Source organism: Longimicrobium sp. (assembly GCF_036399255.1).
Taxonomy (GTDB): Bacteria; Gemmatimonadota; Gemmatimonadetes; order Longimicrobiales; family Longimicrobiaceae; genus Longimicrobium.
Map to the genome: position 1 here is coordinate 1 of NZ_DASWNM010000104.1, position 20,569 is coordinate 20,569.

A 20,569-nucleotide genomic window follows, 5' to 3' on the forward strand; every position below is an offset into this window, starting at 1 on the left:
GGGCCTCCTGTCATTCTGGAAACGAGGACGGCGCATCCGGGAGCGGGGAGGCGGCAGGAGGGAGCATTCTCCTAAACGGGATCATGCCAGTGCGGGCAAGGCACTGGCGTGTCACCAGTGATGGGGCCGCAAACTTCCCCAGGCCACGCTGAATAACGGGGTAGCACCACCAGTGTTGTACCGGCCTTGGCTCCCGGATGCGCGCCTCATTCTACAAGCCCCAGCCAGCCCCGTCGTCAAGTTTCTGGCGTGATGGAAGGCGCCCCGCGTCTACAGGCGCTGAAAAGAATCATCGTACAGAGGAACAGAGTCAGACAGAGAACCGAGATGATCTTTCACCTCGCTTCTCTGTCTGACTCTGTTCCTCTGTACCCATAAAGGTGTTGTTTTCCCCGATCGGTACAAGGCCCCGGTCGCGGAAAGAAGGAGGACGTGGATGAAGCGTTCATCCACGTCCTCCTCGCCTTTCCTCGCGTACGCCGCGTGGGGCTTACCTCACCGGCGCCAGCTGACGCCGAAGGAGATGGAGCGGCCGGTGCGGTAGCTTTCGCGCACCACGCCGCCCTGCGTGAACTCGTAGTCCGCGTCCAGCAGGTTCTCCGCGTCGACCTTGAACGAGAAGCGGTCGCTCCACCCGTGGCGCAGCGAAAAGTCCAGCACGCCACGCGGCTGCTCGTACACGTCGGGGAGCACGCCGGCGCCCGCGCTGGTGATGCGCCGTCCGAACAGGTTGTAGAAGATGGTGGCGCTGCTGCGGCCGCTGGACGGCGCCCAGGCCAGGCCGGCGTTGATCACGTACGGCGACTGGCCCACCATCGGCCGGTCGGCGTCCTCGCCCACCACCTTTACGTCGCTGCGCACGAAGGTGGCGTTGGTGATCACGCTGAACGACTCGCCCACGGTGCCCAGCATCGACAGCGACTTGCGCAGCTCCAGCTCCAGCCCGTAGTTGAACGCCGACTCGGCGTTGGCGAACGAGACGATGCGGCTCCCCGACGTGGGCAGGTAGATGCGCTCGATGGGCCCGTCGAACTGCTTGGCGAACACGCCCACGCTCACCACCTCGTCGCCCGCCGGGTACCACTCCCACCGCGCGTCGTAGTTCTGGATAAGGGTGCGCCGCAGCCCGCCGTTGCCGCGCACCAGCTCTTCACCGATCACGTCGCGGTAGGCGATGGCCGACAGCTCGCGGTACTCCGGCCTCGCCAGCGTCTGCGAGGCGCTGAAGCGCACCTTCTGCCGGTCGGTCAGGTCCACGTTCACCGCCAGCGCCGGCAGCACGTCGGTGTAGCCGGGGTTCGCCACGTCCGTCGCGCCAAAGGTGGGGTCCGAGGTCACCGTGACCTCCGAGCGCTCCACCCGCGCGCCGCCGATCACGCGGATGCGGTCCGTCACCCCCAGCTCCAGCATGCCGTAGCCCGCCGCCAGCCGGTCCTCGGCCGCGTACGATCCGCCCACGCCCAGCGGCACCACCAGGAAGTAGCGGTCGTCCTCGCCCGAAAAGCGCCCGTCGAAGATCTCCGCGGGCGTCAGCGACGTCGCGTCTTCCGGCAGCCCCAGCGCCGAGATGCTGTACGACGTGTTCTGTGCGTCGCGGTCCGTCGTGCGGAACATGCCGCCAAAGCTGAGCCGGTGCCGCTCGCCGCCCAGGGGCAGGTGGTAGTCGGCCCCGCCCTCCATGCTGTTTTCGGCCAAGTCGCCAAAGGTGCGCACGGCGGCTTCGTTGCTGATCGCGTACCAGCGGCGCGTGCCGTTGCTGGTGTCGAGCACCCATTCCGAGCGGTCCGGCTCCGCGCGCGTCACGCCCGACGAGGTGACGGTCCACTCCAGGCTTCCCCGCCCCACCCCGTGCTCGCCGCGCAGCTGGTTGCTGCGAACCGAGCGCTCCACCAGCCGCAGCCGGTTGACGATCAGGTCCAGCCCGGTAAGCTCGATGCTCCCCGAGTCCGCACGGGCCTCGCTCTCGGACGAGCGGTTGTAGGTGTTGTTGAAGGACAGGCGGTGGTTCTCGCCCAGCGACGCGCTCAGGTTCAGCACGCCGCCCCACAGCACGCCCACGCGGCTCACGTCGCCGGTAAAGCGATCCGTCTCGCGCACCTCGCCCGTCGACTCGTCGCTCAGCAGCACCTGCGCGCGGCGGTGGTCGGCCAGCACCTCGTAGTCGCGCGAGTACGAAAAGCTGCCCACGTACCCCAGGTCGCGCCCCAGCACCGGCCGCGTGCCGCCCAGCGACATCGACAGCGAGCCGTTCATCCCCCCCGTCTGCTGCTCCGGTAGCCAGACGTTGCGGAAGGAGTTCACCATGGCGTTATACTGGTCGCTGCCGATGGTGCCGCCCTGCTGAAAGTCACCGTGCCGCGCCACCTCGGCCGGCAGGCCGCGGCCGGAGCCGAACGCCGTGTAGTCCACGCGCCCCAGCGGTGGCAGCGCCAGCGTCTGGCCGGCCACGTCGGGGTTGTAGCCCAGCGTGCTGCTGATGGAGAACACCGGCTCGGCGGGGTACTCGCGGGTGCGGATGTTGACCAGCGCGCCGCTGAAGTCGCCCGCCATGTCGGGCGTGAACGTCTTGGTGGTCGAAACGGTCTGCAGCAGCCCGGCGGGGAACAGGTCCAGCGGCACCACGCGCCGCTCCGGCTCGGGGCTGGGGATGCGGGCGCCGTTCAGCGCGGCGGTGGTGTAGCGCTCGCTCAGGCCGCGGACGACGACGTAGCGCCCCTCCTGCACCGTTACGCCGCTTACCCGGCGAATGGCCTGCGCCGCGTCGCTGTCGGGGCTGCGGGCAATCTGCTCGGCGCCCAGCGCGTTTACCACGCCCACGGCCGTGCGCTGCTCGTCCAGCGCCTGCGTCACGCTTCCGCGCTCCGCCTGGGCGGTGACGGTCACGCTTTCCAGCAGCAGCGTGGCGGCGGACAGGGAGATGTCCTGCGTGGCCGTGCCGCCCTCGCGCACCTGCACCCCCGTGACCGTCTTGCTGGCGTATCCCAGCGCCGTTACGGAGAGGGAATGGGTTCCGGCCGGCAGCCCGGTGATCGTGTAACGGCCGTCGACGCCGGCGTTGGCGGCCCGCTGCAGCCCCTGCACGGCCACGCGCGCCGCGGCCACGGGGCGTCCGGTGGCCGCGTCCACCACACGGCCGGTAACCTGCCCCGCCTGGGCCGCAAGCGGCGCCGCGGCAAGGAGAACGGCGAGAAAAGCAAACGCGAGAGCCGCGCGCAGCAGGCTCCCGCGCACCGTGCCGGGACCGATCAGTCGGTGAGAGCGTCTCACGGAGAGGGCCTCGTATCTTCGGGGTGATGTCGTCTATTTCCAGATGCGTCCGCCGTTGCGGACTGCGACAACATCTCCCCCGGCCGTCACGCATCCGCACCCCCTCCGTCGCGGCCGTGTCACGATCCCGGCACGTTTCGTCACAGGTCCTCGGGATCACGCGAGGGGCCTGCCTCCATCTCAATCAACAGCGGCTGTCATTCCGAGGCCCGGCCACACCGCCGCCGGCCGTTCGCGCCGCGGGTTGCAGGGCCGAGGAATCTACCCTCGGCCTGCTCGAAGGCAGACGCGGCAGCCCGCGCCCATCGCCGCGGCGGCGAAACCGCCAGACAGGGCCAGTCCCGGGGCGCCACGACACGCCACGAGGAAACGGAAAGTAGATTCCTCGATCGCGCGCAAGCGATTTTGCGGCATCGAGTTGCACGTGGTGCGCTCCCTCGGAATGACAGATCGGGGGTGTGCGGCCAGTGACGTTCAGGCGTGACTTCTGGTTGCACGTGGCGCGCTCCCTCAGAGGGTGTTGCCAAACCTCTCAGCGTGATTGACTTCCTGAGGGAGGCGCCGCCCCGTAACTCGCGTGTACACTGCACCCTGGCGCCGACCGAAGGATCTCGCCAGCAGAACGACGGGGCTGGTTCAGTGCCCTGATCTGGCCCCTGCGCCACCGAAACGAGGTCCTTCGGTCGCGCGCAATCTGCTGTGGGACTTCTGGTTACACGCGGTGCGCTCCCTCAGGAAGTCACCGCTTCGTCATGGATTTGAGGTTTAGCAACACCCTCTCAGGAAGCCACACTCGCTGATTGACTTCCTGAGGGAGGCGCCGCGCCGTAATCTGCTCGTACGGTGCACTCTCGCGCCGACCGAAGGATCTCGCCGGCAGAACGGCGGGGCTGGATTTGAGTCGAGGGTCTGGCTCCTTGCAGGCCGAGAGAAGATCCTTCGGTCGCGCACAAGCGTTTTCGTAGCTTCCATTTGCACGTGGTGCGCTCCCTCAGGAAGTCAAAGCTCATCGATGATGGGAATTCAGTCACACCCTGCATTGGTCACGACGCCGGGCATCCAGTGAATCCAATTCGAGGATTGATACGTTACAGCAGATCAGACGCACCTCCTCCCCACAACCCCGGCGAGCCCCGCATGCGAATCCGTCACCTCCTCCTGATCCCGGTGGCACTGCTGGCCGCGCCCGCCGCCGCGGCGCTGGTGCTGGTCGCCGCGCCGACCAGCGCGCCGGTCCCCGCGCCCATCGCCGCGCAACGCGATCCGGACGCGCGGGTGGACTCCATCTTTGCCGCGTGGAACAACCCGCAGTCGGCGGGATGCGCCGTGGGCGTGGCGCAGAACGGGCGCACGGTGCTGTCGCGCGCGTACGGCAGCGCCAACCTGGAGCACGACATCCCCAACACCCCCGAGACGGTGTTCGAGGCGGGCTCCGTGAGCAAGCAGTTCACGGCGGCGGCCATCGTCCTGCTGGCGCGGCAGGGCAAGCTGTCGCTGGACGACGACGTGCGGCGCCACGTGCCCGAGGTGCCCGACTACGGCACGCCCATCACCCTGCGCCACCTGCTGAACCACACCAGCGGCCTGCGCGACTGGGGAAGCGTGATGGGCCTGGCGGGCTGGCCGCGGGGCACGCGCATCTACACGCACGCGCATGCGCTGGACGTCATCAGCCGCCAGCGCTCGCTCAACTTCACCCCCGGCGCGGAATACTCGTACAGCAACACGGGCTACAACCTGCTCGCGATGATCGTGGAGCGGGTGAGCGGCGTCAGCTTCGCCGAGTTCAGCCGGCGCGAGCTGTTCGAGCCGCTGGGGATGACCAGGACGCAGTGGCGCGACGACTTTACCCGCACCGTCAAGGGCCGGGCGAGCGCCTACACCCTGGACGACGGCGCGTGGCACCTGCAGATGCCGTTCGAGAACGTGCACGGCAACGGCGGCCTGCTGACCACGGTGGGCGACCTGCTGCGGTGGAACCAGGCGCTGGACTCCGGCACCATCGCCGGGCTGGACGCGCTGGAGACGCAGGGCACGCTCTCCAGCGGGCGCCGGATCGACTACGCGCTGGGATTGTACGTGGTGGAGTTTCGCGGCCTGCGCGAGGTAAGCCACGGCGGCGCCACGGCCGGCTACCGCGCGTTCCTGGCCCGCTACCCCGAGGCCGGCGTCTCGGTGGCGCTGCTGTGCAACGCGGCCAACGCCACCCCGGAGCTGGCCACGCGCACGGTCTCGCTGTTCATGGCCGGCCGCCTGCGCCCCGAAGGCCCCCCGGCGCTGGCCCCCGCCGTCGCGGTGCAGCCGGCGGAGCTGGAGCGGCGCACGGGGCTGTACCGCAGCCGCCGCACGGGCGCGCCCCTGCGGCTGGTGATGGCGGACGGAAAGCTGCGGACGGCGGGCGGCACGGAGCTGGTGCCCATCGGCGGGACGGCGTTCCGCTACGGGTCCAGCGCCTCGCGGGTGGAGTTCGCCGACGGCCCGCCGGTGCAGCTGCGCCTGCTTCCCGCGGACGGCGACACGGTGGTCTACGACCCCGCCGCGCCGGCCGACAGCAGCGCGGCCAACCTGGCCACCTATGCCGGCGAGTACCGCAGCGACGAGGCCGAGGCCACCTACACGGCCGCCGTGGTGGAGGGCCGCCTGGTGCTGCGCATGCGCCCCAACGCCACCCTGCGCCTGTCGCCCACCTACGCCGACGCGTTCGCCGGACCGGGTGGATCGGTGGTGCGCTTCGTCCGCGGCGCCGATGGGCGGGTGCAGGCGTTCACGCTGGGCACGGAGCGCGTCCGCGAGCTGCGCTTCGACCGCATCGGGGGATGACGGGCGGGCCTCGGCTCGCGGCCGTGGATCCGTAAGAAGATTGCCTTAGAGGGTGTTGCTAAACCTCAAATCCATGGCGAAGCGGTGACTTCCTGAGGGAGCGCATCACGTCCAGCCAGAAGTCACACTACGGATTGCGCGCGACCGAAGGACCTCGTCCCGGTGGCGCAGGGGCCAGATCAGGACACCGGACCAGCCCCGTCGTTCTGCCGGCGAGGTCCTTCGGTCAGCGCGAAGGTGCAGTGTACAAGCGAGTTGCGGGGCGGCGCCTCCTCAGGAAGTCAATCACGCTGAAGGTTTGGCAACACCCACTTACGCAGAGACGCGAAGGCGCGGAGAGAGGAATCGGTCCTCTCCGCGCCCCCGCGTCTCCGGGTGAGGCCTGCTGTCCTGGATCAGCGGCGATGGATCAGGGGAATTCGATCAGAACGCCACCTGGAACAGCGCCTTCAGGCTGCGCGCGCGTTCGCCGGTGTCCGGATTCCAGAGGTCGTAAAAGAGGCCGAAGCGGTTCAGCCCGCCCAGCCACAGGTTGATCCCCGGCGTGACCAGCGTCCCTCCCGTGGGCAGGCCGAGGGCGTCGCCGTCCACGTCCGGGTCGGCAAAGCTCACGCGGACGAACGGCTCCACCGCCGAGATGGTGGACGATGCGCGGCCGGTGCGGTACGCCACCCATCCCTGCGCCGAGACGAACTCCGCCTCGGCGATCGGGTCGGAGTCGCCGCGCGCCACCTCGGCCACCAGGCGCGGCCCGCCGCGCTCCGAGCCCAGCTCCACGTCCGCCTCCCACGCCGCGCCTTCGGACACCACCGTCCCCTGGATGTCGCTGCCCAGCTCGCGCCCAACGTCGATGCGGCTGAACGAGACGCCCGCGCGCAGCCACGGCAGCGGCCGCGCGGCGAGGCGCGCCACCACCTGGTACGTGTTCTCCTCGGGCACGTCGTCGCGCGCGGGGCCGTTGAAGATGCCCGCCGCGTACGAGATCCCCAGCGGCGCCCCCTTCGGCTCGCCGCGCAGCTGAAGGCCCACGTCGCGGTCCGAATATCCCAGCCCGCTCAGCAGGTTGAAGTGCTCGTATCCGCCTGCCCCGCGAATCCGCAGTCCCTTCTCCGCGCTGGGAAGGCGCACCGTGCTGTACGGCGAGACCACGCCGAAGGGCCGGTGCGCCTGCCCGGCCCAGATCTGGAGCGCCGGGTCCAGCGTAAGCTTTACGTACGCGTCGCGCAGCGACACCCGGCTGCCGGCGAACTCCGGCTGGATCTTGCCGCTCACCACCCGGTTCAGCTGCAGCGTCGCCTCCAGCCGTACGCGGCGCAGCTCGGTTTCCGTGGCCGGCTCGTCATCCACCGACGTGGTGTTGAAGATGGTCTGCACCCGCCCGTTGAAGGTGATGCGCGACGAGTCGGGGCCGTGGACGACGAAGCCCTGCCCCGCGGCCGGCGCGGCCGTGACGAGGAGCAGGGCGGATGTAACGGACAGAAGACCGGGGTGGATGCGGGGCATCGGCGGCGTATTCGCTGGGGTTCGTCGTGCGCCATGGCCGCCACGCGGGCGGCGGGATGCGGCGAGAATAGGACGAACAAGCTACCGAACGATCCCCATTCCGTCACGTCTACGTAACAGGCAACGATTGCGTCACGCGATGTGCCACGGGGAGGTGAACGGGTGATGGGGTGAACGGGTGAGGGGGTGAACGGGTGATGGGGTGATCGGGTGGACGTCGGAGAAACGAGAGCCCTGTGTGATGAGCGGGTAAACCCGCTGCTGGGAAAGCGACAAGCCCCGTCTCGGCTCGCTGACGCTCGCCGAACGGGGCTTCAACTACAAAGGCTCCCACGGAGTGCCGGGTCGGCCAACCCGAGCAGGCGAAGCCCCGCCTGGCGAGCTTTGCGAGCCTTGGGCGGGGCTTATGGCCGTTCTAGCCCCGGGTTTCAACCCGGGGGGCCGACGCGACAACCCGTCCGGCGCGCCCCACCCGTTCACCCGTTCACCCGTTCACCCGTTCACCCGTTCACCCGTTCACCTCATCAGGAACCGGAAGCGTAAACCGGATCGTCGTCCCCCGCCCCAGCTCGCTCTGCGCCTGGACGGTGCCGCCGTGGCCCTCCACCAGGTGCTTCACGATCGCCAGCCCCAGCCCCGTTCCGCCCTCCTCGCGCGAGCGGGCCGCGTCGGCGCGGTAGAAGCGCTCGAAGATCCGGGGAAGGTGGGTGGACGGGATTCCCGAGCCGTTGTCGCGCACCGCCACCTGCACCCACGCGCGGTCATCCACCGTGCCGTCCGCCAGAGCGGACGGCGGCGCGGGGACGGGGGCCGCACTCAGCTCCACCTCGCCGCCTTCGGGAATGTAGCGCAGCGCGTTGCCGAACAGGTTGCTGAAGATCTGCCGCAGCGCCGACGGGTCCGCGTCCACGAACTCGCACTCCGCCGGCACCCGCACCTGCAGCCGCGCGCCCTTGCGCTCCGCCGCGCCCTGCAGCGGCCCCCACGCCTCCTCCGCGATCTCCACCACCGAAACGATCTCCGGCTCCACCCGCCAGCCGCCCGTCTCGATGCGCGACAGGTCCAGCAGGTCGTCCACGATGCGCTGCAGTCGGTCGGCGTTGTGCTTGACCGTCTGCGTGAACTGCGCGCGCAGCTCCGGGGGCAGGTTGGGATCCTGCAGCGTCTCGGCAAAGCCGCGGATGGCCGTCAGCGGCGTCTTTAGCTCGTGCGACGCGTTGGCCACGAAGTCGCGGCGCACGTCCTCAAGCCGCCGCAGCGCGGATACGTCCAGGAACACCATCACCGCGCCGCCGCTGGGCAGCGGCTGGGCCGTCGCCAGCAGGTGGCGGCCGTCCTGGGTGAGCTCCGTGGGCGGCACCGGCGCCCCGTCCAGCGAACGCTTCACCAGCTCGTGAAAGGGCTGCCGCCGCGTCACCTCCTGCGGCGAAAGGCCGCGCGGGTCGCGGCCCAGCGAAAAGATGCGCTGGGCGGCGGGGTTGGCGCGCCGCACCCGGCCCTTGGCGTCCACCGCGATCACCGCCTCGGCCATGGCGTCGATCAGCGCCTGCATCTCGGCCCGCTCGCCCTCCAGCTGCCCCAGCCGCCGCTGCAGCTCGCCCGCGAGCGTGTCGAGCGCGTCCGCCAGCTCGCCCACCTCGTCACGGTGGCGGGTGCGGGCGCGGCGCGTCAGGTCGCCCGCGGCCATGGCGCGCGCCACCCCCGCCAGCTGCCGCAGCGGCCGCGTGACCGCGATGCTGAACCCCAGCGACAGCACGCCGGTGAGCACCAGCGCCACGATCCCCACGCTGAAGATGCCCCGCTGCACCCGCCGCACCGTGCTGTACACCTCGTGCAGCGGCACCGCCAGGCGGATGACGCGCCCCCCGGCCGCCGGCACCGCCATGTACAGCTCCTCCGAGCCCACCGACGCGCTCATCCGCACCGCGCGTCCCAGCCGCCCCGCCAGCGCCGTGCGGATCTCCGGCCGGCCGCGGTGGTTCTCCAGCGCCGCCAGCCCGGCGTCGGGCACCTCCGAGTCGCCGATCACCCGGCCGTCCGGGGCGATCAGCGTCACCCGGCGGTCGGCGATGGAGCCCAGCCAGTCGGCCAGGGAGTCCGGCTGCACGGCGGGGTGGCTCTCGTAGAGGGAACGCGACAGCAGCAGCTCGCGCCGCAGATCCGCCGCCTGCATCTCCGTCATGTGCCGGCGCAGCAGCGCGCCCACCCCCAGCGTGAGCGCGGCCACGACGGCCGCGATCACCGCGATGTAGGTGAGGAAGAGCTTCTGGTCTGCGCGGAGGTGCATGGGGGGGAGAGTGCGTGAGTGCGTGAGTGCGAAAGTGCGAAAGTGGCGCGTCGGACGGTTGGGCGGGAGCGAGTGAACTCGCCGCAACGAAAGCGGAAAGCCCCGCAAACTGCGCGGGGCTTCACCAGGTTGGCAAGCGAGTGGGTATGTCCGGAGCGCGCCGAGAGCCGAGGTCTACACCAACCTCCCCCAGCAGTTTTGGGGGAGGTGGGCGAGTAATGCGAGCCCGGAGGGGGCGCCCCGCCCCTCGCGCCACATCATCCGCCGCACATGGAAGTCCGCCGTTCACCTACTCCCGCACTCACGCACTCACGCACTCACGCACTTCTTCCCTATCTCGGCGGATCGGTCCGGAAGCGGTAGCCAAAGCCGCGCACCGTCTCGATCCAGTCCGCGTGCTCCTCCAGCTTGCCGCGCAGCCGCTGCACGTGCATGTCCACCGTGCGCGTGGCGATGTTCGCGGTGACCTCCCACACCGACTCCAGCAGCTGCCGCCGGCTCTGAACCCGGCCGCGGCGCTCCATCAGCGTCATCAGCAGGCGGTACTCGGTGGGGGTCAGGTCCAGGTCGCGGCCGTCCACCTGCGCGCGCGCCGCGCCCTCGTCCACCGCGAACGGGCCCACCCGCACCACCTTGCCGCCCTTGCCCGCCGGCGGCGCCTGCTGCACGCGGCGCAGCACCGCGCCCACGCGCAGGATCAGCTCCTGCGGCGAGAACGGCTTGCTCACATAGTCGTCGGCGCCCAGGCGCAGCCCGGCGATGCGGTCCTGCTCCTCCTTGCGCGCCGTCAGCAGGATCACGGGAATCTCCTGCGTCTCGGGGCGGCGGCGAAGCTCCTCCAGCACAGCCAGGCCCGACATCCCCGGCAGCATCAGGTCCAGGACGATCAGGTCCGGGCGCTCCACCTCGGCCGCGCGAATGGCCTCGGGGCCGCTGGACGCGGTGCGCACCCGGTACGACTCGCGCGCCAGGTGGTAGGCCACCAGGGCGCTGATGTCCGGCTCGTCGTCCACCACCAGGATGTGGGCGTTCATTCGGCTCGTTTTTTCGGACGGCACACCGCCGGCGGCACCGATCAAGCCGGTGAACACACCCGAAGAATGCTGGTGTCCGTAAGTGCTCTGCAAGTTTTCCCCCCTCTGCGGCGAAGGATCAAGCGAACTGCGCACCGCAGTGTAGGGCCTGCCTGTAACGCCTCCGTAACGGATGTGGAAGCGCCATGCGACAATGTAACGCCGCACCCCTCATCGCGTTCCGTAAGAAGCGTACGGATACGACGTCCGGCGCGAGGGGCTTCGCCCGTCCCCTGAAAATGGGCTTTCCCGATTCCGGCGGCCTGCTGTCATTCTGAGGAAGGCGCGCGCCCGATCCTGTCCAGGCGCACGATCGCCCGTGCGCCGACCGAAGAATCTGCCCGATGGACGCCCGTCCTGTCGGCTACGGCTGGTTCCGCGCGAGGGGCCCGTTGTTTAAGAATCCGACGCTGCGCATCCAGGCAGATCTACGAGCGCTGTCATTCCGAGGCCCGGCCACGCCGTAGCCTGCTTTCACACCAGAGGTTGCAGGGCCGAGGAATCCCCTGTCGGATTGCTGGAGGGCAGACGCGGTAGCCTGGGCTTACCTTGCGGCTACGACACGGGCGGACAGGGCCAGTGCCGGAGCGGTGCAGCGGGGCACCAGCAGCAGACAGTAGATTTCTCAGTCGGCGCGCCGGATTTCGTGCGAGCCGATGGTGCGGTGTGGCGCCTCCTTCGAAATGACATACGGGCGCGGGCGCAGGGATTCTTGAACCACACTCTCAGAATCGTGACAGGTGTTTCCCCGGGCTCGGTAAACCCTGCATGTTTGCGTCTGAGTCGTTCCGGTCCGGATGCGCGAAATCCGCGGAGTCCTACCAGTCCATCCCGGCGGAGACGAGGATGCCCAGGCCGGGGCTGAAGTCGGTGTATCCCTTCACCACTTCCGCCAGCAGCCAGCGCCTGCCCCCCGCGCGAAGACCCAGGCGCACCTCGCCCAGAGACTCGTTGCCGCGGATCTCCCGGTGCCCCGTCCCCACCTGCTGGCCCAGGAGGGTCAGCATGGGCTGCACGGGGCCGGCGGCGTACTCGGCGCGCAGGGCGTACACCAGCAGGTCGTCCTGCTCGAACTCCGGCTGCCGCGTGCCGAAGATGCCCACGCCCGCCTCTGCCTGCACGGCCACGCGCCCGCGCGCCGCGCGCCCGCCCAGCGTGGCGAAGAAGTCGGTGGCGTCGCGGTCCAGCCCCACGGTGTTGTCGGTGGTCGGCAGCCGCGCGCCAAAGCGCAGGGCGGCGGCCACGGGGGCGCCCTCGCCCGTCAGCCGCACGGTGGTGAGCACGCGGTAGTCGCCGGCGTCGCGGCGCGTGCCGTCCTCGTCCGCATTCACCTCCGGCTCCGCGGCGGCGAAGCGCGACTCCTCGTCGAAGATGCGCTGCACCGTGCCGCCGGCTTCCAGCACCACGCGCCCCGTCCGCCAGAACGCGCGAAAGCTGCCCGCCTCCACCAGCGTGCCCTCCGTCCCCGCCAGCGAGGCCCGCTGGTCCGGCAGCCACCCCGCCCCCGCCTGCACCGACACCGCTCGCCCCGCCTGGAACATCCGCCACTCCAGCGGCTCCAGGGGGCGCAGCTGCGCGCCGGCTTCAGCCGCGCACGCCAGCATGGCGCACGCGGCGAGGGGCAGGGCGCGGATCATCGGCCGAAGCCGGGGTGCGAAACGCCGGGGCCTCACCCGGGGGCGGCCGCCGCTTCGGTGAGCTGGCGAAAGGTGAGCACGGCCGCCAGCCGGGAGCCGTCGTCGGCCAGCACGGGGTGCGCGCTCCCCTCCACCAGCGCCTCGGTGCCGTCGGGCCGGCGAATGCGCCACCGGGCGCCGGTGACGGTCTGGCCGTTCACCGCGCGCGCCAGCGGAAGCTCCTGCGTGTCGTGCGGCTGTCCGTCCTCGGTGAACAGGCTGTACGCCTGCGTGTACTCCTCGGGTGCCACGCCCAGCGCGGCCGTGCCGTGCAGCCGCCGCGCCGCCTCGTTGACGATGCGGATGCGCCCCTCGGCGTCGGTGACGATCACGCCCTCGGCGATCTGGTCCAGCACGGCGGCCATCTCGCGAGAGGCGTTGGCCAGCCGGTTGCGCTCCTCGACCAGCTCGGTGACGTCCACGCTCAGGCTCAGCACGCCCGACACGCGGCCGTCCACGTCGAAGAGCGGCTGGTAGATGACGTTGAACACGGCGGTCGCCATCTCGCCGTTGCCGCTGGGGTCGTAGCGCACCTGCATCTCGCGCCCCTCGAAGGGCCGTCCGCTGCGGTACACCTCGTCCAGCAGCTCGAACAGCCCCTGCCCCTCAAGCTCGGGGAGCGCGGCGCGCGCGGTAAGCCCTTCCAGCTCGCGGCCCGTCAGCAGCCGCCGGGCCATGTCGTTCACCACCTCGAAGCGGTGGTCGGGGCCGCGCACCACCGAGATGGCCAGCGGCGCCTGGCGCACCAGGTCGCGAACGGCCTCGCGCACCGCCTCGGTCTGCTGCTTGCGCGCGATCTCGGTGATGTCGGACAGGAACAGCAGCACGCGGTCGTCCGAAAGGACCACCCGCACGTTGTGCCAGGCGTACAGCGAGGGATAGAAGAACTTGAAGACGGCGGCCAGGCGGGTTTGCGCCACGCGCCGCAGTTCGGCTTCGAAGCGGCTGTCGCGGGCGTCGGGGACCGCCTCCCACACGCTGACGCCCACCACGTCCGCGCGGCGGCGGCGCAGCAGCAGCTCGGCGCGGCGGTTCATCTCCAACACGCGCCACTCGGCGTCCAGCACCAGGATTCCGTCCGACACGTGCTCCAGCAGCGCCTCGATCATCTTGCTCCCTGCGTTATCCCTCGTCGACTCTTCGCAATCCTGAAAACTGCCGCCACGGGGGTGCCGGGGCAACCCTTACCCGCGCGCGGCGATCCACCGTCCAGGTTCCGCGGGCGGCGGGCGAGTTACGCGATGGCTTTCAGCAAGTCCTCGAAGAGCCGGTTGCAGTGCGGCGCGCGGGCGCGTACCCGTTCGGGATCCAGGTTCTTCAGGATCTGCGGCGCGTGATCGGCTTTGTCGTACTTTCCCTTGCGCGTATTGCGCGTAGCACGATCAAGGCTCTCGTACACCTGCTGTTTGGGGATTTCCTCGACGTTTGCGCGGTTCGATAACTGGGCGGCAGCGAACTCGCGTCCATAGAACGCGACCAGCGCGGCTTGATCCGCAAGGAACCACGACTCCATCACCTGCACCATCAGGTGGCACTGCCGATCGCCGGCGAACGACAGGTCCCACCGTGTCTCACCGCCACTCAGGTGCTCGCGCGGGGTGCCGCTTACCGGCCGATCCGCGTCGACAAGCAGAAACACAGGCCCCGGATCGGGCTGCGTCTGGAGACGGTGCTGGAACATCCGGTAGGTCTGCTCTCGTGAGCCGCACAGCACGATTCGCCAGCGTATGCGTTGCTCGCGTGCGGCGACTCGGGGTCCGGAAAGGAACTGGCCAAAGGCCTGGCGCAGGTGATCCTTGCTGTCTTTCCCACCGCCACCCTCCACGTAGATCCAGACGTCGCTCACCAGCGGTTTCCTCCAATCTCACCCATGCGCCAGATCTCCCCCAGCCGATAATCTTCCAGCCACACCTTGAGCTGCTCCGGCTGCAAGCGCTCGATGGTCGTGCCGTCGGGCATGCGCTCGCACACCAGGATCGACTCGGGAACGTCCGAGAGTGCGGATACCAGCGCGTCAGAATGGGTCGTCACAAAGAGCTGCGTGCGTTCGGAAGCAGAGCGCAGAAGTTCCGCGATGGTAGGCAGAATGTCTGGATGCAGCCCAAGCTCAGGTTCTTCGATCCCGATCACCGGCGGCGGCGTGGGGTGGCAAAGGATTGCGAGCAGGGACAAAAATCTGAGTGTCCCATCCGAGAGGCGCGACGACGAGATCAGACGCCCACCCTCTTCTTCGATGTACAGTTGGAGCGGTCCACCCTGGATTCTGGTCGAGATGAATCGTGCATGCTCGTAGAACCGTCTCAAATAACCGATGAGTTCGTCTCGTTTGCCGGATGTCTGCAGGAGATCGTGCAGAACCAAACCAAGATTGCTCGCGTCCGGAAGCAGGAAGTCGGAAGGCAGGTCCGTCGGCTGCGGAAGCCGGGCAGATGCTCCGCGGCCGAAGTTCCACTCCTGATACAGAGCGATGCTGCCGAAATAATCTGCCAAGAAGGTGATCTCCCGGTACCGCACCGGGTCTCTGCGCTGAGACAGGATGGACTGGCCCGCCTTTAGATCCTCGGAAGAGAGCAAGCGGGCGGATTCCTCCTCCAGTCGGGAGTGGAGAACACCTTGGCCATTCCGATAGTGATACGAAGGCTCGGCCCTGATCTCATGTGGCGGAGGTGACTCTCCTCTGATCAACTCCCTGGCAACGTCGACTCGGGAGCCCTTTCGGCCAAGTTCAATCCGATACCGGATCTCTTCGGTGGGAAAAGGCTCCGGATCGTCCACGCGTGCATCAAGGATCCCTGGATCGCTCGAGCCGCTCGCCTTCCAGATGTACTCATCAATGCCTCCTCCTTCTCGGAGGGCCCCCTGCAGATCTCTCGCTGTAGCGCGCAAAATCGCGAGTGCCTCCAGCAGGTTGCTCTTACCGGATGCGTTGGGACCGATGAGCACATTCAGTGGAAGCAAATCCACTGAAACTCCTGTCCGTCCGAACGACAGGAAATTTTGGAGCGTGATTTGGCGGAGTAGCGGAGGGCGCATCGGTTTTGGGGCCGCGAGGAATCAGTGACGCGGCCCATAATGCAGTTTGTTGAGTGGTGCGGAAAGGGCACCAACCTTCAGATGGCCGAGTGAGGAATCCACCGGTCCAGGTTCGCCAGCACCTCCGGCGCGCGCGTAAGCACGGCGTCGGGGTAGCCGAGGGCGCGCTTGATCTCGACGTCGCGCTGCATGCGGTTGCGGATGCGCTCCAGCGCCGCCACGCCGCGCGGGCCCAGCTGGCGGACGTACCAGAAGGCGTTGGACGGCACGGGAAAGTCGCTGCCGTGGACGGTGCGCGCGACCAGCTCCGGGTCCCGCGCAAAGACGGGAAGGTGCGGAAAGCGCGATGGGTTGCTGATGCCGGAGTTGTCTACCCACAGGTGCGGAAAGCGCTCCAGCATCCGCTTGAGCATGGGCACCTGGTCCGGGTCGCGCGCGTAGAGCACGGGGGCGCCGGTGTGGGCCACGATCATCCGCACCCCCTGCTCCAGCGGAAACAGGATGCGCCGCAGGTCCTTGAGCTCCGGCTGCACCTCGGCAAAGGTGTTCTCGCTTCCCCCGGAGTGCACCAGGATGGGGATGCCGGTCTCCGCCAGCCGCCGGTAGAAGGGTTCCAGCGAACGATCCGCCGGGTCGATGCCCTGCGTGGCGGGGAGCCACTTGATGAGCGCCGCGCCGCCTTCGACGCACTCCTCCAGCCGCTCCAGCGCGTCGCGCCGGTGCGGGTTCACCGAGGGGCCGGGGATCAGCTCCGGGTGGCGGCGGCAGACCTGGAACACCCAGGGCGCGGGGACGATCATCTGCGAGCGTGCGGGGTCAAGCCGCCCGGCGCGGTCGTACACGCCGTCGAAGCCCAGCGCCACCGCGTGGTCCAGCTCGCTGCGCAGCACCCGGCTCGCCAGCTCCGCCGCCCACTCCGCGTCCGCGTGCCCCGCGTCGCGCGGGCCGTGTCGCAGCCGCAGCAGCTTGTAGGTCATGCGCCGGGTGAACATGGGCGAGACCCAGCACCCGGAATCGTCCGTCCCCTGCCCCGCCAGGTGGACGTGCATGTCGATTTTGGGCGGCGACATCCCTGTTGTCTTCACGCGGCCGCCGTGTCGCGGTGGAATCCCATGATCCAGCGCACCGTCGAGGCGACGGCGTCGGGATCGAAGGGAAGGCCGTAGTGCGTGGCCGTGGCGAGGGAGCGCAGGTTGCCCCCCGCGCGCTGCATCCGTGCGGCGAGCCGCTGGCCCTGCTGGTTGGGCACGATCCAGTCGTTGTGGCTGTAGATGAGCAGGGTGGGCACGGCGATCCCGGCCGCGCGCCGCTCCAGGTCCATGTCCGCCAGCAGGTGCTGGACGGCGGCGACGTAGCTCCACGCGCGCCCGTCCGCGTCCGTCCGGCGAAAGGGGTACGCCGCGCGCTTCACCGGCCCAAAGGCCGGGACCAGCCCCCACAGCCCGTAGTGCCGGCGCTGCGCCAGCGTGGCCGGCCGAAAGAAGCCGCGCAGCTCGCCGACGGCCGTCCGCGCGCCGATCCGCACGTCCACCGGCGCGGAAAGGACGACGGCGGAGACGGCGCGGTCCAGCGCGCCCGAGGCCAGCGCGTCCAGCACCAGCGATCCGCCCAGGCTGTGCCCCACCACGTGCAGCGGCAGGGGCGCCCCGTCCCGCTCCGCCGCCTCCGCCGCCGCGGCGACCGCGCCGCGGACGGTGTCCGCCGCGAAGACGGTCGTGCTCCCGCAGCCGTGGCCGTCCACGTCGAACGAGAACACTTCGCATCCCGCCCCCAGCAGGGCGCCGAACAGCTCCAGCAACGGAAACACGGCGTCGTTCCCCGCGCCGTGCGCCACCAGCACCCGCGCGCGCGGCGCATCAGGCGGGAGCAGGCGCACCGCGCAGACGTCCCCACGCGCCTCGGGACGCGGATAGCGCACGTCCGCCGCGCGCGCGCCCAGGCGGGCCGCCCACGCGGAAAGCCGGTCGCCGTAGCCGCGCACCCGCTTCATCCGCGCGGGCGGGCCTGGTGCGCGTCGCCGGCGGTCCAGCCGGTGCCTTCGGCGTCCGGCGGCACCGTCTGCCCCTGCGCGTCGGCCTGGAGCACGTCGCGCGAACCGGGGTTCCCCTCGTTCAGCGGCAGCGCCTCGTTCTCGGGCGTGCCCAGCGGCTTGCCGGGCGGCGCCAGGTCCGCCCCCACCTCGCCGGTGATCAGGCGGGCGCCGCGCTGCCAGGTAAGGTAGCTCCACGCCCACTGCGTCATCACCACCACGCGGTTGCGAAAGCCGATGAGGAAGAGGATGTGGACCAGCAGCCACGCCATCCACGCCGGCCACCCCTTCATCCGCACCCGCGTCCCCATCTGCAGCACCGCGGCGCGCCGGCCGATGGTGGCCATGCTCCCCTTGTCGCGGTAGCGAAAGGGGACGCGCGGCTCCCCCCGCAGCGTCCGGGCGATGTTCTTTGCCGCCTGCTCGCCCCCCTGGATGGCCACCTGCGCCACGCCGGGGTACGGGTTGCCATCCGGCCCCGCCAGGTTGGCCAGGTCGCCCACCACGAAGACCTCGGGGTGGCCGGGGACGGACAGGTCCGGCTGCACCATCACCCGCCCCACGCGGTCGGTCTGCACCCCCAGCGCGTGTCCCAGCGGCGAGGCGGTGACGCCGGCGGCCCACACCACGTTGCGGGTGCGGATCTTCTCTTCGCCGATGTACACGGCCTCGGGCTCGATCCGCGTGACCACCGAGCCGGTGCGCACCTCCACCCCGATGCGCCCCAGCGCGCGCTGGGCGTACTCGGACAGCGGCTCGTCGTAGGCGGCCAGGACGCGCGGGCCGCCCTCGATCAAAATCACCCGCGCCGTCTGGGGATCGATGCGGCGAAAGTCGCGCACCATGGAGTGCGCCGCGATCTCGGCGAAGGCACCCGCCATCTCGGCCCCCGTGGGCCCCGCGCCCACGACGACGAAGGTCAGCAGGGCGCGGCGCTCCTCCGGGTCCTCCTCCTGCTCCGCGGCCTCGAAGGCCAGCAGAAAGCGGCGGCGCACCTCGGTGGCGTCTTCCACCGTCTTGAGGCCGGGGGCCAGCGGCGCCCACTCGGGGTGCCCGAAATACGCGTGGGTGGCCCCGGTCGCCACGACCAGGTAGTCGTACGCCAGCCGCTGCCCGTCGGCCAGCAGCACCTCGCGGCGGGGGAGGTCGAAGCCGGTGACCTCGGACATCCGCACCTCCGTCGCGCGGTGCCGGCGGACGATGCCGCGGATGGGCGCGGTGATGTCGGCCGGGGAAAGCGCGGCGGTGGCCACCTGGTACAGCAGCGGCTGGAACACGTGGTGGTTGCGGCGGTCCACCAGCGTTACGCTGACCGGCGCGCGGCGCAGGGCCCGCGCCGCCGACAGCCCGCCGAACCCGCCGCCCACGATCACCACGTGCGGCATCCTGAGGATTGCCGTGTCGCTCATCCCGTCCTCCGTCGCCCGGTGCAAAGAGAACCACCGGCGAGAACGATACCGCCCCGGCGGCAGGCGCGAAACGGGTGCCCCACGGTTGACGACGGCGGCCGGGTCGCGTAGACTCGCTCTCCCCATCGATCCTCATCCCCGGACCATGACCACGCCCCACCCCATTCCCGGCTACGCGCTGTCGCCCCCCTCCGAGCAGGACGCGCTCGGCTTTCTTGCGCGCGCCCTGGGGCCGGACCGCGCGGCGCAGCTGTGGGTGGCCACCTGCCGCGAGGCCGGCGTGCCCAGCGGAAACCTGGGGGTGGACGAGCTGGAGCGGGCGGCCCGGGTGCTGGCGGCGCAGGAGGGGGTGGCGGGAGTGATCGGGAACTCGCTGGTGATCCGGCTGCGCACGTACCGCCTGCTGGAAAAGACGCAGATGCGCGCGGGAGGCGGAGCATGACGGACGGCGGCGACGTGCTGCGCGACCCCGCGCGCCTGGCGGAGATCGCCGCGCTGGGGCTCGCCCCGCCCGAAGTGGACGGCATCCTGCAGCGGACGGCGGAAGAGGCGGCCGCGGCGCTCAAGCTGCCCACGGCGCTGGTGAGCATCGTGATGGGCGAGGCGCAGTACTTTGCGGCGGAGCACGGGCTTACCGGGTGGATGGCCGAGGCGCACGGCACGCCGGTGGAGTGGTCGTTCTGCGCCAACGCCGTGCAGAGCGGGCAGCCGTTCGTGGTGGAAGACGCCACCACGCATCCGCTGGTGAAGGACAACCCGCTGGTCACCATCGAGAACCTGCGCTGCTACGCGGGCATTCCCCTGGTGACCGCCAACGGCCACACGCTGGGCACGCTGTGCGTGATCGGCTACGAGGCGCGCTCGTTCAGCGAGGCGGACCTGGACCTGCTCCGCGGGCTGGCCAAAAAGGCCATGGACCGGATCGAGGAGCTGCGGCGAGCCAAGGCGGCCGCGGTGGGGTGATCCGTTCGGCGGGATGACGCAAAGGGATCTGGAGGTCGTGCCGCCCGCCTCCAGGAGCGAATGAATTCGCCGCTGGAACTGCGCAAAGTCCGCCTGCGCGGACTCGGCGGCCAGGCGGCATGCGGCGTCCCCCGCACCTGCGCGCCCGCAACCAGACGCGGCTGACGGTCCGAGGCCCGGCGGCTGCCGCGAGCAGCCCGAAAGCAGATTCCTCAGTCGGTGCCAGAGCAAACGTCGAGAGACGGTTCCCCGCGGCGCCTCCTTCGGAATGACAGATTGGGCGTAGTGGCCTGATACCAGCCTGACGTCAGCCGGTGTCGGATCGGATGAACGTCGGCGAACCTCCAGAAGTTGAAGCCCCGTTCGGCGAGTGCAACGAGCCGAGACGGGGCTTGTCGATTTCCCGGCAGCGGGTTTACCCGCTCATCCGCGCGCGCGTCGGAGACAAGAAACGGCCCGCCTCGACAGGGTGTCGAGGCGGGCCGTTTCTATCTAAACTAATCCGATCT

14 protein-coding genes are annotated in these 20,569 nt (G+C 69.9%); 3 read left to right on the plus strand and 11 right to left on the minus strand.

Features of this window, described 5'->3' with window-relative positions:
• Positions 1-495: 495 nt before the first annotated feature.
• Positions 496-3,231 (minus strand): TonB-dependent receptor, encoded by a 2,736-nt coding sequence (locus VGC13_RS19245; RefSeq protein ID WP_331126907.1) that lies wholly within the window; start codon positions 3,229-3,231, stop codon positions 496-498.
• A 1,173-nt stretch (positions 3,232-4,404) separates the two neighbouring features.
• Between VGC13_RS19245 and VGC13_RS19250 the strand changes: the two genes are divergently transcribed.
• The gene (locus VGC13_RS19250) at positions 4,405-6,087 is read left to right on the plus strand and encodes a serine hydrolase domain-containing protein (RefSeq protein ID WP_331126908.1); all 1,683 of its coding nucleotides are present in this window, start codon (positions 4,405-4,407) and stop codon (positions 6,085-6,087) included.
• Between the two features lie 423 nt (positions 6,088-6,510).
• On the opposite strand, the gene VGC13_RS19255 is transcribed toward VGC13_RS19250, so the two are convergent.
• The 10 genes from VGC13_RS19255 to VGC13_RS19300 all read right to left on the minus strand — a co-directional run bounded on the left by VGC13_RS19255 (position 6,511) and on the right by VGC13_RS19300 (position 19,097).
• Complete coding sequence (locus VGC13_RS19255) at positions 6,511-7,590, minus strand: porin (protein ID WP_331126909.1); 1,080 nt, start codon at positions 7,588-7,590, stop codon at positions 6,511-6,513.
• A 508-nt stretch (positions 7,591-8,098) separates the two neighbouring features.
• Positions 8,099-9,877, minus strand: a complete 1,779-nt coding sequence (locus VGC13_RS19260; protein WP_331126910.1) for a sensor histidine kinase — start codon at positions 9,875-9,877, stop codon at positions 8,099-8,101.
• Positions 9,878-10,209: 332 nt separating this feature from the next.
• On the minus strand, positions 10,210-10,911 hold the full coding sequence (locus tag VGC13_RS19265; protein WP_331126911.1) for a response regulator transcription factor: 702 nt from the start codon (positions 10,909-10,911) through the stop codon (positions 10,210-10,212).
• A gap of 857 nt (positions 10,912-11,768) precedes the next feature.
• A complete protein-coding gene (locus VGC13_RS19270; RefSeq protein ID WP_331126912.1) occupies positions 11,769-12,587 on the minus strand; it encodes a hypothetical protein in 819 nt (272 codons plus the stop codon).
• Between the two features lie 32 nt (positions 12,588-12,619).
• Positions 12,620-13,735, minus strand: a complete 1,116-nt coding sequence (locus VGC13_RS19275) for a PAS domain-containing protein (protein WP_331126913.1) — start codon at positions 13,733-13,735, stop codon at positions 12,620-12,622.
• Positions 13,736-13,860: 125 nt separating this feature from the next.
• Positions 13,861-14,472, minus strand: coding sequence for a DUF4276 family protein (locus VGC13_RS19280; RefSeq protein ID WP_331126914.1), 612 nt, complete (start codon positions 14,470-14,472; stop codon positions 13,861-13,863).
• Positions 14,469-15,659, minus strand: a complete 1,191-nt coding sequence (locus VGC13_RS19285) for an AAA family ATPase (RefSeq protein ID WP_331126915.1) — start codon at positions 15,657-15,659, stop codon at positions 14,469-14,471. Before VGC13_RS19285 ends, VGC13_RS19280 begins: the two co-directional genes overlap by 4 nt.
• Positions 15,660-15,736: 77 nt before the next feature.
• A complete protein-coding gene (locus VGC13_RS19290) occupies positions 15,737-16,729 on the minus strand; it encodes an amidohydrolase family protein (RefSeq protein ID WP_331126916.1) in 993 nt (330 codons plus the stop codon).
• Positions 16,730-16,740: 11 nt separating this feature from the next.
• Complete coding sequence (locus VGC13_RS19295) at positions 16,741-17,649, minus strand: alpha/beta fold hydrolase (RefSeq protein ID WP_331126917.1); 909 nt, start codon at positions 17,647-17,649, stop codon at positions 16,741-16,743.
• Complete coding sequence (locus tag VGC13_RS19300) at positions 17,646-19,097, minus strand: NAD(P)/FAD-dependent oxidoreductase (RefSeq protein WP_331126918.1); 1,452 nt, start codon at positions 19,095-19,097, stop codon at positions 17,646-17,648. The genes VGC13_RS19295 and VGC13_RS19300 overlap by 4 nt, the downstream gene beginning before the upstream one ends.
• 145 nt (positions 19,098-19,242) lie before the next feature.
• On the opposite strand from VGC13_RS19300, the gene VGC13_RS19305 reads away from it, so the two are divergent.
• Positions 19,243-19,539, plus strand: coding sequence for a hypothetical protein (locus VGC13_RS19305; RefSeq protein WP_331126919.1), 297 nt, complete (start codon positions 19,243-19,245; stop codon positions 19,537-19,539).
• Positions 19,536-20,060, plus strand: a complete 525-nt coding sequence (locus tag VGC13_RS19310) for a GAF domain-containing protein (protein ID WP_331126920.1) — start codon at positions 19,536-19,538, stop codon at positions 20,058-20,060. Before VGC13_RS19305 ends, VGC13_RS19310 begins: the two co-directional genes overlap by 4 nt.
• Positions 20,061-20,569 lie beyond the last annotated feature (509 nt).

What these genes read in the sequence shown, in the direction of transcription:
- VGC13_RS19255 (WP_331126909.1), bottom strand. Translation starts at nt 7,590, where the DNA reads ATGCCCCGCATCCACCCCGGTCTTCTGTCCGTTACATCCGCCCTGCTC.
- VGC13_RS19250 (WP_331126908.1), top strand. Translation starts at nt 4,405, where the DNA reads ATGCGAATCCGTCACCTCCTCCTGATCCCGGTGGCACTGCTGGCCGCG.
- VGC13_RS19265 (WP_331126911.1), bottom strand. Translation starts at nt 10,911, where the DNA reads ATGAACGCCCACATCCTGGTGGTGGACGACGAGCCGGACATCAGCGCC.
- VGC13_RS19300 (WP_331126918.1), bottom strand. Translation starts at nt 19,097, where the DNA reads ATGAGCGACACGGCAATCCTCAGGATGCCGCACGTGGTGATCGTGGGC.
- VGC13_RS19295 (WP_331126917.1), bottom strand. Translation starts at nt 17,649, where the DNA reads ATGAAGCGGGTGCGCGGCTACGGCGACCGGCTTTCCGCGTGGGCGGCC.
- VGC13_RS19285 (WP_331126915.1), bottom strand. Translation starts at nt 15,659, where the DNA reads ATGCGCCCTCCGCTACTCCGCCAAATCACGCTCCAAAATTTCCTGTCG.
- VGC13_RS19310 (WP_331126920.1), top strand. Translation starts at nt 19,536, where the DNA reads ATGACGGACGGCGGCGACGTGCTGCGCGACCCCGCGCGCCTGGCGGAG.
- VGC13_RS19305 (WP_331126919.1), top strand. Translation starts at nt 19,243, where the DNA reads ATGACCACGCCCCACCCCATTCCCGGCTACGCGCTGTCGCCCCCCTCC.
- VGC13_RS19275 (WP_331126913.1), bottom strand. Translation starts at nt 13,735, where the DNA reads ATGATCGAGGCGCTGCTGGAGCACGTGTCGGACGGAATCCTGGTGCTG.
- VGC13_RS19290 (WP_331126916.1), bottom strand. Translation starts at nt 16,729, where the DNA reads ATGTCGCCGCCCAAAATCGACATGCACGTCCACCTGGCGGGGCAGGGG.
- VGC13_RS19270 (WP_331126912.1), bottom strand. Translation starts at nt 12,587, where the DNA reads ATGATCCGCGCCCTGCCCCTCGCCGCGTGCGCCATGCTGGCGTGCGCG.
- VGC13_RS19260 (WP_331126910.1), bottom strand. Translation starts at nt 9,877, where the DNA reads ATGCACCTCCGCGCAGACCAGAAGCTCTTCCTCACCTACATCGCGGTG.